Here is a 14,213-nt window from a genome sequence, read left to right as displayed (position 1 = left end):
TCGCCCGAACACCTGAGGAATCCCATGTCTCTGTCGACCCGCCGCAGACGGCTCTCCGCCGTCGCCGCTCTCGCCGTCCTGAGCCTGTTCGCGAGCGGCTGCGGCAATGGCGATGCCGCCGATACCGTCAGCACCGCCAACGGCCAGACCTACGATCTGTCGCCGGAACAGCCCGGCCGGGTGCGCGCCGCCAAGGTGGATTCGATTGCCGCGCAGGTGCCCGCCGCGATTCGCGATCGCGGCACCCTCGTCGTCACCGGTTCGTCGGGCACCGGCCCGCCGCTGCGCGCGTACGCCACCGATGACCGCACGCTCATCGGCTCGGAGGTGGACTTCGCCTATCTGGTGGCCGACATTCTCGGTCTGAAGGTGGAGATCCGCGCCGCCGACTGGGCGCAGAACTTCGTGAAGGTGGACTCCGGCGAGGTGGACGCCTTCATCTCCAATGTGACCGTCACCGAGGAGCGCAAGGAGAAGTACGACTTCGCCACCTACCGCCTGGACAATCTCGCCCTGGAGGTTCCCAAGGATTCGACCCTGACCTTCACCTACCGGAAGTCCTTGGCGGGCAAGCAGATCGGCGTGGGCTCGGGCACCAATCAGGAGCAGCTGCTGGTCAAGTGGAACGAGGAGAACCTGGCCGAGGGCCTGCCCAAGATCGATCTCGCCTACTTCCAGCAGACCACCGATTACTACCTGGCCCTGTCCTCCAACCGTCTCGACGGCTTCCTCGGGCCGAACCCGGCCGCCCAGTACCACGTGGCGGTCGCCGGTCAGACCAAGGTGATCGCCACCTTCTCCGGTGCGGGCGATGCCCTGCAAGCCGAGATCGCCGTCCTCACCCGCAAGGACAACGGCCTCATCGGGCCGGTGCACCAGGCCCTGCAGCACGCCCTGGCCAATGGCGACTACCAGAAGGTCATCGACCGCTGGGGCCTGGCCAGCGAAGCCGTCAAGGACTCCCGGATCAATCCGCCCGGCCTGCCCAAGAAGAAGGGATGAGCGTGACGCGCACCGTATTCCACGTCGGACAGGACGATCCGCTGGCCGCACCGCTGCTGGCGGAGCTGGCCATCGAATACAGCAGCCGCTACGGCGGGACGCCCGGGGAGGTGCACGCGGATCTGCTCGGCTATCCGGCGAGCCAGTTCGCGCCGTCGGACGGCGATCTGCTGGTCGTGGTCGATGGTGGAGAACCGGTGGCGGGCGGCGCATTTCAGCGTTATGACGCGGAAACCGCCGAGCTGAAGCGCATCTGGACCGCCGCCACGCATCGCCGACAGGGTTTGGGCCGGTTCGTGCTGGAGGAACTCGAGGCCGAGATCGCCCGGCGGGGATACCGCCGCATCTATCTGACCACCGGCCCGCGCCAGCCCGAGGCCGTCGGGCTCTACACCGCCGCCGGATACACCGCCCTGCCGCGCGATATCGAGGCCCCGGTCGGCTATCTGCATCCGTTCGAGAAGTACGTGGCCGACGATTCGGAGGCGATCCCGGCATGAAATTCCTGCAGATCACCCTCATCACCCACACCCCCGATCCGGTCACCGGCGCGACCGAGACCGCGCAGCGGCGCCTGCGCCGGGTGATCGACAGCGCCAAGCTCGCCGAGGAACTCGGCTACGACGGCTTCGCGGTGGGTGAGCGGCACGAGGACCCGTTCATCTCCTCCGCCCCGCCCGTGGTGCTCAGCCATATCGCGGCCGTCACCTCGCGTATCGCCCTGTTCACCGGCGTGACCACGCTCAGCCTGCTGGATCCGGTGCGCGCCTTCGAGGACTACTCCACCCTGGACAACCTCTCCGACGGCCGCCTGGAGCTCATTATCGGCAAGGGCAATGGCGCGGCGCAGGCGAAGCTGTTCCAGGTCACCACCGACGATCAGTGGGACCGCAATCGCGAAGGCTACGAACTGTTCCGGCGGCTGTGGGACAGCGACAATGTCACCTGGCTCGGGCAGTTCCGGCCCTCGCTGACCGAGGCCAAGGCGCTGCCCCGTCCGCTGCAACCGCGGCTGCGCATCTGGCACGGCAGCGCCACCAGCCGCGAATCCGCGGATTACGCGGCGCGGCACGGTGATCCGCTGTTCTCGGCGAATGTCACCAATCCCATCGAGCCCTACGCGGACCTGGTCGCGCACTATCGCGAGCGCTGGGCGGCCTACGGCCATGATCCGGCCGAGGCCCTCGTCGGCGCGGGCACCGCGGGTTTCCTCGTCACCCGCGACTCCCAGCAGGCCCTTGACGCCTACCGGCCCATCTTCGAGGCCCGCCAGGCGGTGGCCCGGAAGTTCGGCGTACCCGTCGTCTTCGATTCCATCGAGGATTTCGCCGCCCGCTCCTCCGCCCTGATCGGCAGCCCGCAGCAGGTCCTCGACAAACTGCACCGCTACCACGAGCGGCTCGGCCACGAGGTGGTCCACCTCAGTGCCGACGGTGACGGCCTCACCGATAAGCAGCACCGCGAAAGTCTCGAACTGTTCCAGGCGGAGGTGGCCCCCGAACTCCGCCGCCGCATCCCGAGCCGCCCGCTCGGCGCACAGCGCTATCCCTCCGGAGATCCCCGATGAAACGTCCCCTGGCCCTGGCGGGCGCGCTCGCCGCCACCCTGTCGCTCGCCGCCTGCGGCGGTGACACCGGCGCGAGCGAGACCACCGGGCCGCCCCGGCCCGGCGGCACCCTGCGCTACGGCCTGTCGGTCGCGCCGACCTGCTCGGATCCGGTGCAGTCCATGACGAATCAGACCATCTACGTGACCCGGCAGGTCGTGGATTCGCTGGTCGATCAGGATCCCGAGACCGGGCAGATCCGGCCGTGGCTGGCGGACAGCTGGTTCGTCAGCGCCGATGCCAAGCAGTTCGTCTTCCATGTGAAGACCGGCATCACCTTCAGCGACGGCACACCGCTCGATGCGGAGGTGGTGCGCAAGAACCTCGATGCCGTGGTCGCCGTGGGCGGGGCCAAAGCGCCGCTCGCCGCCAGCTATCTGGCCGGTTATGCCGGTACCACCGTGGTGGATCCGCAGACGGTGCGGGTGGAATTCAGCACGCCCAATGCCCAATTCCTGCAGGCGGCCTCGACCGTGCAGCTCGGCATCCAATCCGCGGCCACCGTCGCGAAACCGGCCGACGATCGCTGCCTCGGCGGCAATATCGGCAGCGGGCCGTTCACCTATGCCGAGTGGAAGCAGGGTGCCTCGGCGGTCCTGGCCAAGCGCACCGGATACACCTGGGGCTCGGCCGTTTTCGCGCACCAGGGCGAGGCGTACCTCGACCGGATCGATTTCACCGTCGTCCCGGAGTCCGGGGTGCGTACCGGCAGCCTCGGCTCCGGGCAGCTCGACGCCATCAGTGACGCACTGCCGCAGGATGTTCCGCAGATCGAGGGCAGCGGCGGCCGGGTGCAGTTCACCTCGAACCCGGGCGTGCCCTTCGGGCTACAGCCGAATGTGACCCGCGGGGCGCTGCGCGATCCGGCGGTGCGGGCCGCATTCCTGACCGCCATCGACCGGCAGCAGCTGGTGGACACCGTGCTCGGCCCCGAGTTCAAGACCGCCAAGAGCGTGCTGGCCTCCCGCACCCCCGGCTACGCGGATCTCTCGGCGCGGGTCACCTTCGATCCGGAAGCCGCGAAAAAGGTACTGGATCAAGCCGGTTGTGCTCCCGGATCGGACGGCATCCGCAGCAAGGACGGTCAGCGCCTCACGGTGGCCGTGCTGTTCGCCCCCGTGTTCGCGGGTAATCAGGCCATTCTCGAACTCGCCCAGCAGCAGCTGCGCGCCGTGGGCATCGAGCTGACGCTGGATCCGGTCTCGGTGGCGGAGTGGACGACCCGGCAGAACGCCCAGGATTTCGACCTCAACTACTACAACACCACCCGCGCCGACGGCGATATCCTGCGCACCACCTTCGGCGTCGATCAGCGCAATCTCAATGCTCGCGGACCCAGCGAAAAGCTGGACGCCCTGCTCACCGCCCAGCTGTCCGCCACCGATGCCGCCGCCCGCGCGAGCATTCTCGGCCAGGCACAGCACGCCGTGCTCGACGAGGGCCTGTGGATTCCCACCGTGGAGTTGTCCCAAGCCATCGGCGTCGCGGACACCGTCGCCGACGTGAAGTTCGAAGCGTCCGCCCGCCTGCAATTCCACGACACCTGGCTACGGCGGTAATCCCATGCGCCGGTACGTGATCGGACGACTCCTGCAAGCGGCGGGCGTCCTGTGGACGGCCTTCACGCTGTCCTTCGTCGTGCTCTACCTGCTGCCCGCCGACCCGGTAGAGCTGGCGGTCAATCGCGCCGAGGGCGCACCCGTCGACCCCGCCGCCATAGCCGAGATGCGCGCCAGATACGGCTTGGATCAACCGATCTGGGAGCAGTACTGGACCGCCCTCACCCACGCGGTGCACGGCGATCTCGGCCGCTCCATCGGCACCGGCCAGCCCGTGACCGAAGCCCTGGCCGAGGCCCTGCCCTCCACCCTGGCCTCCCTGTCCCTGCTGCTGGCGGTGGCGGGCGGTGGCGCACTGGCCGTCGCCGCCGCCTACACCCAGCGTCCGAGATTGCGCGCCATCCTCACCGCACTGCCGCCGATCGGCGCGTCCATGCCGACGTTCTGGGTGGGATTGCTCCTCCTGCAGGTGTTCTCGTTCCGTCTACGCCTGACCCCCGCCTTCGGCGGCGACGGCTTCAGCGGCGTCATCCTGCCCGCCATCACCCTGGCCCTCCCGGTCGGCGCGGTCATCTCCCAGGTCCTGTACTCCAGCCTCGTCACCACCTGGCGCCAGCCGTTCGTGGAAGTCGCCTTCGCCAAGGGCGCCTCCCGCTGGTGGGTCCAGCTCCGCCACGTCCTGCGCCCGGCCTCCGGTGCGGCGCTCACCGTGACCGGCCTCTGTGTCGGCACCGTGCTCGCGGGCTTCGTGGTGGTCGAAACGGTCTTCGCCCGCAACGGAATCGGCCGCCTCACCCACGAATCCGTCCTCACCCAGGACATCCCCGTAGTCCAGGGCATCGTCACCTTCGCCGCCCTGGTCTTCGTGACCGTGAACCTGCTCATCGACCTCGTCCTCCCACTCCTGGACCCCCGAGTCGCCCACAGCCGCCCGACCAAGGAGCGCGCACATGCCTGAAATCGCCAGGACTTCCACCGCAATGGCCGCCGTCCTCGCCCGCGATCCGCACGCGGCGGGACACACGATGCTCGCCGCGCCCACCGAATTGGAAGAGGCGCAACTTCTCGCAACTGCGGCTGCCGACCTCGCGGGTCCGAGCGGGACGATGTCGCCTGCGGCCGTGACCGGTAGCCATGCGGAATCGGACGGGGCGGAACCGCCCGTGGCCGTCGCCTCGGCCGATACCGGATTTCGCTCGCGGCGGCGCCTGCTGATGTTCTCGCATGCGCTGGTCGATCCGGGCCTGGCCTATGTGTTCGACCAGGACGGTATGGCCGATGACTAGAGCTCGAGCGGCACTCGCCCGTCCAGCGGCGGCGTCGGCGGCGCGCGTGTCCGATGCTGTCGGTACGGCGGTGTCGGACGCACCTGGCGCACCCGGCACGGCCGAGCTCGATGCGCCCGATGTGACCTCTCCCGGCGCGACCGACCTGGTAGTGCCCAATGTTGCTGACAGCGCCGTGTCCGAGGTGGTGAGTCCGCGCGAAAGCGCTGCACGCCAGGCTGATTCGGTGAGGGGTGCGGCCCGGTGGGTGCGCGGCAATGTCAGGCTGGTAATGGCGAGCGCGATCGTGATACTCGTCCTGGGCTGGGCGGCCGTGCCGTCGTTGTTCGCGAGTGGGGATCCGTTGTCGGGGGTGCCCACGCAGAAGTTCCAGGGGCCGAGTGCCGAGCATTGGTTCGGGACCGACCGGTTGGGGCGGGATCTTTACACGCGGGTGGTGCACGCGGCCGGATTGTCGTTGAGCGCCACTGTTTTCGCGGTGCTGCTGGGGCTGGTGGCCGGGTCGCTGATCGGTCTGGTCGTGGGCACCACCGGTGGCTTCGTGGACACCGCCATCTCCCGGATTGTCGATGTGCTGCTGTCGATTCCGGAGCTGTTGATCTCGCTGGCTCTCGTCACGGTGCTCGGGGTCGGTACGCGGAACGTGGCAATAGCCGTCGGAGTGGGCCTGATCGCGCGCTTCGCTCGCGTCATGCGGGCGGAAGTGCTGCGGGTGCGGAATGCGCCGGCGGCCTTCGCTTCCGGCGTCCGGTGGCACACCGTCCTGTTCCGCCATGTGCTGCGCAATGCCTACGGCCCCGTCGCGGCGCTGGCCGCCATCGAGTTCGGTGTTGCGGTGCTGGCCGTGGCCGCGCTGAGCTTCCTCGGCTATGGCGCGGTTCCGCCCACGCCCGAATGGGGTTCGCTCATTGCCGAGGGCCGTAACTATCTCGCCACGGCCTGGTGGCTCACCACCCTGCCCGGTCTGGTGATCATCGCGCTGGTGCTCGCCACGCAGCGTATTGCCCGCGCTATCCACAAGGACAATGCCCGATGAGCGAACCGTTGCTGACAATCGAGAACTTGCGGGTCGAGTACCGGGGGAGCACCGGTGTGACCACCGCCGTCGCGGGCGCGTCCCTGTCCGTCGAACGGGGCGAGACGGTCGCCCTCGTGGGTGAATCCGGTTCGGGGAAGTCGACTCTCGCGCACGCCGTGATCGGCCTGCTCAATGGCGGAGTCGTCACCGGGGGCGAGATCAGCTTCGCGGGCGAGCGTCTCGACCGTGCGTCACAGCGCGTGCTGCAACACATTCGGGGTGCGCGCATCGGCTTGGTCCCGCAGGATCCGGGCACGTCGCTCAACCCGGTGCTGCGGATCGGGGACCAGGTGGCCGAGGTGCTGCGCATTCACGGCCGGGCGGACCGGCGCACGGCGCGCGCCGAGGCCGTCCGGATTCTCGAGACCGCCGGACTGGATCGGCCCGAGGTGCGGGCGCGCCAGTTCCCGCAGGATCTGTCCGGCGGTCAGCGGCAGCGGGTGCTCATCGGGATTGCGCTGGCCTGCACGCCGGAACTGGTCATCGCGGACGAACCCACCAGCGCCCTCGATGTGACCGTGCAGCGCCGCATTCTGGACCACCTGGCAGCACGCACCCGGGAATCGGGAACCTCGGTGCTGCTCATCACCCACGATCTGGCGGTCGCCGCAGAACGCGCGGACCGCATCGTAGTCATGCGCGGCGGAGAGGTCGTCGAAACCGGTACGGCTGCCGAGGTTCTCGGCAATCCCCGGCACGAGTACACCAAGCGCCTGCTGGCCGCCGCGCCCGGCCTCGAGCAGGACTGGCAGCCCCGGCCCGCCGCAGCACGCGGCGGCGAACCGCTGCTGTCGGCGCACGGTCTGCGCAAGACCTTCCGCATCGCGCGCGGGGTCGCGCTCGTCGCTGTGGACGATGTCTCGCTCACCATCGCACGGGGCGAAACCCTAGCGGTAGTCGGCGAATCCGGCTCCGGGAAGTCCACCACCGCACGCATTCTCGCCCGCCTGGAAACACCGGACACCGGCACTGTCACCTTCGACGGGCAGGACATCGCGGGCCTGCGCGGGGCGAAGCTGCGCGAACTGCGCCGCCGGATCCAGGTCGTCTATCAGAACCCGTACGTCTCGCTGAATCCGAAACTCACCATCGCCCAGATTGTTTCGGAACCCTTGCAGGCTTTCGGCATCGGCGACCGGAGCAGCCGCCGCGAGACCGTCGCCGAGCTGCTGGACCAGGTCGCGTTGCCGACCGGTTATCTGGACCGCCGACCAGCCGAACTCTCCGGCGGTCAGCGCCAGCGAGTGACCATTGCGCGCGCCCTCGCGCTGCGCCCGGAACCCCTCGTTCTCGACGAACCCGTCTCCGCTCTGGACGCCTCGGTGCAGGCCCAGATCCTGGATCTGCTGGAGCGCCTGCAATCCGAACTGAATCTGGCCTACTTGTTCATCTCCCATGATCTCGCCGTGGTGCGCCGCCTGGCCGACCGAGTGGCCGTCATGCGTCAAGGGTTGATCGTAGAAACATCCTCCACCGCAAACATTTTCGACTCCCCGCAGCACGACTACACGCGCGATCTGCTCGCCGCCGTACCCGCCTTCGAAAGGACCGCCTGATGCCCACACCGCCGCTGCTCGGCTTGGAACTGTCCGGTACCGGCGCCCACCCGGCCTCCTGGCGTCGCCCGGATTCCCGCGCCGAGGAGCTGTTCACCGCCGACTATTGGCTGGACGCGCTGCGGGCCGCCGATACGGCAGGCTTCGACTTCGCCTTCCTACCGGACTCTTTCGCCCTGCAAGCCGAGGGCCCCAAGGGCCGCCTGGATGCCATTGCCGTGGCCGCGCGGGCCGCGGCCGCCACCCGGCGCATCGGTCTCGTACCGCAGGCCCCGGTCACCCACACCGAGCCGTTCCACCTGTCCAAGGCCATTGCCAGCCTCGATTTCGCCACGTCCGGCCGCGCGGGCTGGGAGGTGACCGTCTCGTCGGAAGGCCAGGCGGCGCTGTTCGGCCGCAAGCCCGAGCAGGACGAGCAATCGCGCTGGCACGAGGCGGCGGAGGCCGCCGAGGTGGTCGCCCGGCTGTGGGACAGCTGGGAGGACGACGCCGAGATCCGCGATCAGTCCACAGGCTGCTTCATCGACCGGAACAAGCTGCACTACATCGATTTCGAGGGTGACAACTTCTCCGTCAAAGGCCCGTCCATCACCCCGCGTCCACCGCAGGGGCAGCCGCTGGTGGCCGTGCGCGCCGCCGGACCGCACAGCACCGAGGTGGCCGTGCGGCGCGCCGACCTCATTCGAATTACCGCACCCGATCTCGACACCTCCGCCGCCGCCCGCGCCGACCTGCGGGCCGCCATCACTGCCGCCGGACGCGAGGCCGACCGCGTACGAATCCTGCTCGACGTGGATGTCCACCTCGCCCCCACCGCCGACCGCGCGGCCGCCGAGGTCGCCCAACTCGAGGACTGGACCGCCAGCCCCGCCCCCGGCACCGTCTTCCACATCGGCACCCCCGCCGAACTGCGAGAGCTGTTGCGGCAGATCGAAACCGGCACCGCCGCCGACGGTGTGGTGCTACGCCCCCTGGCCCTGCCCGCCGCACTGCCGCACCTGTCCGCGCTCACCCCCACCCTGCGCGAACGCCTCGGCCTGCCCCGCCCCGTCAACCGCTACGCCCACGCCTGAGGAGCGCCATGCCGAACCAGCCGATACGCAAGCAGATTCACCTCGCCGCGCACTTCCCGGGCGTCAACCACCACACCGTGTGGACCGATCCGGACTCGGGCAGCCAGATCGATTTCGACTCCTTCGTGCATCTGGCCCGCACCGCCGAACGCGGGTTGTTCGACTTCTTCTTCCTGGCCGAGGGCCTGCGGCTGCGCGAGCACCGCGGCCGCATCCACGATCTGGACGTTGTCGGCCGCCCCGACACCCTGGCCGTGCTCAATGCCCTCGCCGGGGTCACCACCCACCTGGGCCTGGCGGGCACCATCAACACCACCTTCAACGAACCCTTCGAGCTGGCCAAGCAATTCGCTTCCCTCGACCACCTCTCCGGCGGTCGCGCCGCCTGGAACGCCGTCACCTCCTCCGATGCCTTCACCAGCGAGAACTTCCGCCGCGGCGGCTATCTCGACCACGCCAAGCGCTACACCCGCGCCGCCGAGGTCGTGGACGCCACCCGCGCCCTGTGGGACAGCTGGCCCGCGGACGCCCTGCTGGTCGACCGTGAGCGTGGCGTATTCGCACAGCCCGCTCCGGCCGTCCGCTTCACCAGCGATCAGTTCGACATCGACGGTGAATTCGTGCTGCCGCGCAGCCCGCAGGGCTATCCGGTGCAGATCCAGGCCGGTGATTCCGACGACGGCCGCGAATTCGCCGCCGCCAAGGCCGATGTCATCTTCAGCGCGCACGGCGAACTGGAGGACGGGCGGCAGTTCTACCGCGACGTCAAGGACCGGCTCGCCAAATACGGCCGCCGCCGCGACGATCTGAAGATCCTGCCCGCCGCCGGTTTCGTGCTCGGCGATACGCCCGCCGAGGCCGAGGAGAACGCCCGCCACATCCGCCGCCAGCAGGTGACGCCGCAGACGGCCATCGCCTTCCTGGAGCAGGTGTGGGGCCGTGATCTGTCCGCCTACGATCCGGACGGCCCGCTGCCGGATATCGATCCGGTCGACAATGCGACCATCACCCGCGGCCGGGTCCGCCACGCCAAAGATCCACTCGCCGTGGCGAATGCGTGGCGCGCCAAGGCCGAGGCCGGGAAGCTCAGTATTCGCGAGCTCATTATCGAGACCACCGCGCGCCAGCAGTTCATCGGCACGCCCCGCCAGGTCGCCGCCGATATCGACCACTACGTGCAGAGCGATGCCGCCGACGGTTTCGTCCTCGTCCCGCATCTCACCCCCACCGGCCTCGACGAATTCGTCGACAAGGTGATTCCGGAGCTCCAAGCGCTCGGCAGCTTCCGCACCGAGTACACCGGCCCGACCCTGCGTGAGCACCTGGGTCTGCGCCATCCCCACCACGGCACCGAAGGAGTACGCGCATCATGACCGCAACCGTCACCGAATTCGACCAGCAGTGGGCGCAATGGCGCAGCGAGCGCGACCGCTGGGCACGGCAGCCACTGGGCTGGTTGAGCCTGACCGGACTGCACTGGCTCGGCGAGGCGGGCGAGACCATCGACGGCCTACCCGGCGAGTGGCGCGCCGATGGCGAGAACGTTTATGTCACAGTCGAATCCGAAGCGCGGCTGGGTGAGGGTGAACTGTGGTTCGACGGGCGGGTGCTGTCGGGCACGACCATCCTGACCCCGGGTGAGGGCAAGCCCGGACTCGAGGTCAAGATCGGCCAGCGGCTCATCGAAGTCATCCGCCGCAGTGGGCGATTCGCGCTCCGCGTGCACGATCCGGAAGCGCCGACCCTGGCGGCGTTCACGGAAATCCCCGCCTATCCGGCGGATCCGCGCTGGGCGGTTACGGGCGTCTTCACGCCGTACGAGGTGGCGCAGGTCGTCACCACCGGGGCGGTGGTGGCAGGTCTGGTGCACCATCACCCGGCCATCGGCACCGTCGCCTTCCGGCTCGGTGACGCCGATTACGAACTCGTCGTCTTCGGCAGCCACACCACCGGCCTGCACCTGCTGTTCACCGACGCCACCAGCGGCGTCACCAGCTACGGCGGCGCCCGCCGCCTCGACCTGCCGCGCCCCGGGACCGATGGCGCCGTCCTGCTCGACTTCAATCGGGCCGCGAATCTGCCCTGCGCCTTCACCGATCACGCCACCTGCCCCGTCGCACCCGCCGAGAACCGATTGGCCGTCGCGGTCGTAGCAGGAGAACAGGATCCCCGTAAGGAGCACACCGCATGACCATTCCCCTCTCGGTGCTGGACCTGTCTCCGATCAGTTCCGGTTCCACCGCCCGCCAGGCCCTGCGCAATACCGTCGATCTGGCGCGCCAGGCGGAACGCCTCGGCTACCACCGCTTCTGGATCGCCGAACACCATTTCGTCTCGGTCGCCAGCGCCGCGCCCACCACACTCATCGGGCTCCTCGCCGCCGCCACCGAATCCATTCGCATCGGCACGGCGGCTGTCCAATTGGGTCACCACACCTCGGCGTCGGTGGTGGAGGCCTTCGGCACCGTCGACGCCCTCTACCCGGGCCGCCTGGATCTCGGCCTCGGCCGCTCCGGCCATCGCGGCGACCAGGTGCGCGCCGCCGCGGCAGCCCCGGCGCCCGCCCCCGCGCGGTCCGCCGAAATCCGTGACGGGGTAGTCATCCCGCCGCCGTTCAATCCGGGGCAACTGCTCGACACCACCAGGGTCGCAGCGGGTTTGGAGACCTTGTACCTTCCGGGCGCGCAGCCGTTGCCCTACACCCGGCAGGTGCAGCAAATCCGCGCCCTCCTCGACGGCACCTACACCTCCGCCGACGGGGTGGCGCTGCACGCGATTCCCGGTGAGGGCGCGGACGTGCAACTGTGGCTGTTCGGCAGCAGTGGCGGCGAAAGCGCGCAGCTGGCAGGACAACTGGGCCTGCCCTTCGCCGCGAACTACCACGTTTCCCCGGGCACCATCGTGGAAACGGTGGAGGCGTACCGCGCCGCGTTCCGTCCGTCGGCCCGCTTCCCCCGCCCGTATCTGGTGGTCTCGGCCGATGTGGTCGTCGCCGAGGACGATGCGACCGCCCGGCGCCTGGCCTCCACCTACGGCCACTGGGTCCACAGCATCCGCAGCGGGGCGGGCGCCGCCGAATACCTCGCCCCGGACAGCGCGCCGCCGCTCTCCGATGAGCAGTACGCGCTGGTGGAGGATCGCGTGACCACGCAGTTCGTCGGCTCCCCGGCGACCGTCGCCGAACGGCTCACCGCGCTCCAAAAGCTCACCGGCGCTGACTAACTGCTCATCACCAGCGTCGCACACGATCACGCGGATCGAGTGAACTCACACCGCCTGCTGGCGCGGGAATGGGGCCTGACCCACGTGCGCGCCGCCTGAGACGCTCCGCCGCTCGTCAGGGAAGGGGACTCCGGAAACGAGCGGCGGAGCACCGCACCGTGGGCCGGGCCGAACGCGGTGCGGTCCCAGGGCCGGGTCCGGACCGTGGACCGTCCGGACCCGGCTCGCGGGGCACCGACACACGAGAATCCCCGCCGGATGGATTGTCCGGCGGGGATTCTCGTGTGCTCAGCGAGTGGTGCGAGTAGCCCGGCGCATGGCCGACAGCGGATCCGCGTAGAACACGCTCAGCGAGGTCACCGCGGCCGCGAACTCCTGCACCCGGCCACCGAAGCGGCTGATGCGCAGATCCGCGGCGGGCAGCGTGGTGCTCTCGGCGAACGCCTGCGCCACCCGCTCCATACCGGGCCGGTAACCGGTGAAAGCCTGCCCGCCCAGGATCACCCGCTCCGGATTGAACATATCGCGCACCAGAGCCGCTGCGCGCCCGAGGATTTCGGCCCGTTCCAGCAGCAGCTCCCGGGCCCCGGCATGGCCGCCGTCGGCGGCCCGGTACAGATCGGCCACGAGCGGTCGGCGCGGCGCCTCCGGCCGGGGCAGAATGCCCTTGCGCACGGCCCGTTCCAGCAGCGCCCGCTCACCGACGGCCGCCTCCAAGCAGCCGCGACGACCGCAGCCGCACTCCACGTCCGAACCGGTCGGCAGATGCGCGATGGAACCCGGTCCGTTCGCGGGTGTGTGCACCCGATCGTGCAGCGTGACCGCCACGCCCGCGGTCTCCCGGGCATAGATGTAGAGGCTGCTCCCCGGTCGGGTCTCCTCACCCGAATCCCGTGCAGCGAGCAGCAATTCGGCCGCCTCCATGGCCTCCACATGGGCGGATACCGAGACCGGCAGATCCAGCACACTGCTGAACACGGCCGCCACCGGCGCCGCCTGCCAGCCCAGCCGCGGATGATCGACCTGACCGGCGGTGGAATCCACCCGCCCGGCCAGCGCGACGCCGGTCCACAGCGGCTTGCGACGCGGCAGCCGATCCAGGAAGGCCTTGGCGCTGCGCGCCACTATGGTCCGCGCCGCGTCCTGACCCGTTTGCGGCGTGGCGATTTCGAGCCCGCCGAGAATCCGGCCGGACAGATTGGCGGCCACGATGCGGGTGACCGTGGACCCGATGTGCACCCCGAGGGTGGCGTAGGAATCGGTGTCGACCTCGAACGGCACGCGCGGTCGGCCGACCGCGCCGGAGGCGGTGAGATCGGCCCGCTCCCGCAGCAGCCCCGCCGAAAGCAGCGCCGACACTTGGCGATTCACGGTCGCGATACTCAACCCGGTGGTCTGGGCGGCGACATCGCGGAACAGTGGGTCCCGGGTGGCGGCGCGCAGCACGGCGGCCGCCGGATTGTCGGTGATCCGCAACTCCGGCGGCACGGCCGGACGAGCCGGAGCCAGCCGCGCGGTGGTGACGACCGGCGATTTCTTCACACCGGCGGTCTGCTGCGGTCGATCAAGCGTGGGGGAAGACAAGATAGAAGTCCTTGCTGCGGTCCCGACTGCGGCTACAGGGGACGAAGGCCTACATGAGGATTTCAGCGGTGCAGCGAGGAACCCGGATCCGGGCAGGACGGGATCAGTACTCGGCTGCGCGACGGCAGGAACAACACAGTTCCCGCTGCCGCGGCAGCCGCACACCCAGCGCAACGGTCACATAGGTGACCCGTGCGGCCTTGGGGCGACTGGAAGACATGGGATCAAAGTTAACACCCGGGTCAGC

12 protein-coding genes and 1 pseudogene are annotated in these 14,213 nt (G+C 69.3%); 12 read left to right on the top strand and 1 reads right to left on the bottom strand.

The features are described from left to right. Positions 1–24: 24 nt before the first annotated feature. The 12 genes and pseudogenes from NC4_RS02780 to NC4_RS02725 all read left to right on the top strand — a co-directional run bounded on the left by NC4_RS02780 (position 25) and on the right by NC4_RS02725 (position 12,481). Positions 25–1,002, top strand: coding sequence for an ABC transporter substrate-binding protein (locus NC4_RS02780; RefSeq protein ID WP_084528377.1), 978 nt, complete (start codon positions 25–27; stop codon positions 1,000–1,002). After that, positions 999–1,502 carry a GNAT family N-acetyltransferase gene (locus NC4_RS02775; RefSeq protein WP_067531839.1) on the top strand — a complete coding sequence of 168 codons (504 nt, stop codon included), beginning with the start codon at positions 999–1,001 and terminating at the stop codon, positions 1,500–1,502. Before NC4_RS02780 ends, NC4_RS02775 begins: the two co-directional genes overlap by 4 nt. Next, a complete protein-coding gene (locus NC4_RS02770; protein WP_067531837.1) occupies positions 1,499–2,569 on the top strand; it encodes an LLM class flavin-dependent oxidoreductase in 1,071 nt (356 codons plus the stop codon). The genes NC4_RS02775 and NC4_RS02770 overlap by 4 nt, the downstream gene beginning before the upstream one ends. Then, entirely contained in the window at positions 2,566–4,167 is a 1,602-nt protein-coding gene (locus NC4_RS02765) for an ABC transporter substrate-binding protein (RefSeq protein WP_067531835.1), read from the top strand. The genes NC4_RS02770 and NC4_RS02765 overlap by 4 nt, the downstream gene beginning before the upstream one ends. A gap of 4 nt (positions 4,168–4,171) precedes the next feature. Beyond that, positions 4,172–5,125, top strand: coding sequence for an ABC transporter permease (locus NC4_RS02760; protein ID WP_067531833.1), 954 nt, complete (start codon positions 4,172–4,174; stop codon positions 5,123–5,125). Next, complete coding sequence (locus NC4_RS02755) at positions 5,118–5,453, top strand: hypothetical protein (protein ID WP_157554174.1); 336 nt, start codon at positions 5,118–5,120, stop codon at positions 5,451–5,453. The genes NC4_RS02760 and NC4_RS02755 overlap by 8 nt, the downstream gene beginning before the upstream one ends. Then, the gene (locus tag NC4_RS02750) at positions 5,446–6,489 is read left to right on the top strand and encodes an ABC transporter permease (RefSeq protein ID WP_084528375.1); all 1,044 of its coding nucleotides are present in this window, start codon (positions 5,446–5,448) and stop codon (positions 6,487–6,489) included. Before NC4_RS02755 ends, NC4_RS02750 begins: the two co-directional genes overlap by 8 nt. Beyond that, positions 6,486–8,087 (top strand): dipeptide ABC transporter ATP-binding protein, encoded by a 1,602-nt coding sequence (locus NC4_RS02745; RefSeq protein ID WP_067531830.1) that lies wholly within the window; start codon positions 6,486–6,488, stop codon positions 8,085–8,087. Before NC4_RS02750 ends, NC4_RS02745 begins: the two co-directional genes overlap by 4 nt. Next, complete coding sequence (locus NC4_RS02740; RefSeq protein WP_067531828.1) at positions 8,087–9,160, top strand: LLM class flavin-dependent oxidoreductase; 1,074 nt, start codon at positions 8,087–8,089, stop codon at positions 9,158–9,160. The genes NC4_RS02745 and NC4_RS02740 overlap by 1 nt, the downstream gene beginning before the upstream one ends. 8 nt (positions 9,161–9,168) lie before the next feature. After that, entirely contained in the window at positions 9,169–10,533 is a 1,365-nt protein-coding gene (locus NC4_RS02735) for an NtaA/DmoA family FMN-dependent monooxygenase (RefSeq protein ID WP_067531826.1), read from the top strand. Then, positions 10,530–11,351 carry a DUF1684 domain-containing protein gene (locus NC4_RS02730; protein WP_067531824.1) on the top strand — a complete coding sequence of 274 codons (822 nt, stop codon included), beginning with the start codon at positions 10,530–10,532 and terminating at the stop codon, positions 11,349–11,351. Before NC4_RS02735 ends, NC4_RS02730 begins: the two co-directional genes overlap by 4 nt. Continuing rightward, positions 11,348–12,481: pseudogene (locus NC4_RS02725) on the top strand (LLM class flavin-dependent oxidoreductase). Before NC4_RS02730 ends, NC4_RS02725 begins: the two are co-directional and overlap by 4 nt. Positions 12,482–12,670: 189 nt before the next feature. Here the strand turns inward: NC4_RS02725 and NC4_RS02720 are convergent. Then, positions 12,671–13,966: an ROK family protein gene (locus NC4_RS02720; RefSeq protein ID WP_084528373.1), complete on the bottom strand. Its 1,296-nt coding sequence runs from the start codon at positions 13,964–13,966 to the stop codon at positions 12,671–12,673. Positions 13,967–14,213 lie beyond the last annotated feature (247 nt).

Source organism: Nocardia crassostreae (assembly GCF_001613405.1).
Classification (GTDB): Bacteria; Actinomycetota; Actinomycetes; order Mycobacteriales; family Mycobacteriaceae; genus Nocardia; species Nocardia crassostreae.
The sequence above is the reverse complement of the archived record's forward strand: the minus strand, read 5'-3'. Positions and strand labels throughout refer to the sequence as shown.

Bases quoted from the DNA above. Each gene is read 5' to 3' on its own strand.
- NC4_RS02780 (WP_084528377.1), top strand. From the start codon at position 25: ATGTCTCTGTCGACCCGCCGCAGACGGCTCTCCGCCGTCGCCGCTCTC.
- NC4_RS02775 (WP_067531839.1), top strand. From the start codon at position 999: ATGAGCGTGACGCGCACCGTATTCCACGTCGGACAGGACGATCCGCTG.
- NC4_RS02770 (WP_067531837.1), top strand. From the start codon at position 1,499: ATGAAATTCCTGCAGATCACCCTCATCACCCACACCCCCGATCCGGTC.
- NC4_RS02765 (WP_067531835.1), top strand. From the start codon at position 2,566: ATGAAACGTCCCCTGGCCCTGGCGGGCGCGCTCGCCGCCACCCTGTCG.
- NC4_RS02760 (WP_067531833.1), top strand. From the start codon at position 4,172: ATGCGCCGGTACGTGATCGGACGACTCCTGCAAGCGGCGGGCGTCCTG.
- NC4_RS02755 (WP_157554174.1), top strand. From the start codon at position 5,118: ATGCCTGAAATCGCCAGGACTTCCACCGCAATGGCCGCCGTCCTCGCC.
- NC4_RS02750 (WP_084528375.1), top strand. From the start codon at position 5,446: ATGACTAGAGCTCGAGCGGCACTCGCCCGTCCAGCGGCGGCGTCGGCG.
- NC4_RS02745 (WP_067531830.1), top strand. From the start codon at position 6,486: ATGAGCGAACCGTTGCTGACAATCGAGAACTTGCGGGTCGAGTACCGG.
- NC4_RS02740 (WP_067531828.1), top strand. From the start codon at position 8,087: ATGCCCACACCGCCGCTGCTCGGCTTGGAACTGTCCGGTACCGGCGCC.
- NC4_RS02735 (WP_067531826.1), top strand. From the start codon at position 9,169: ATGCCGAACCAGCCGATACGCAAGCAGATTCACCTCGCCGCGCACTTC.
- NC4_RS02730 (WP_067531824.1), top strand. From the start codon at position 10,530: ATGACCGCAACCGTCACCGAATTCGACCAGCAGTGGGCGCAATGGCGC.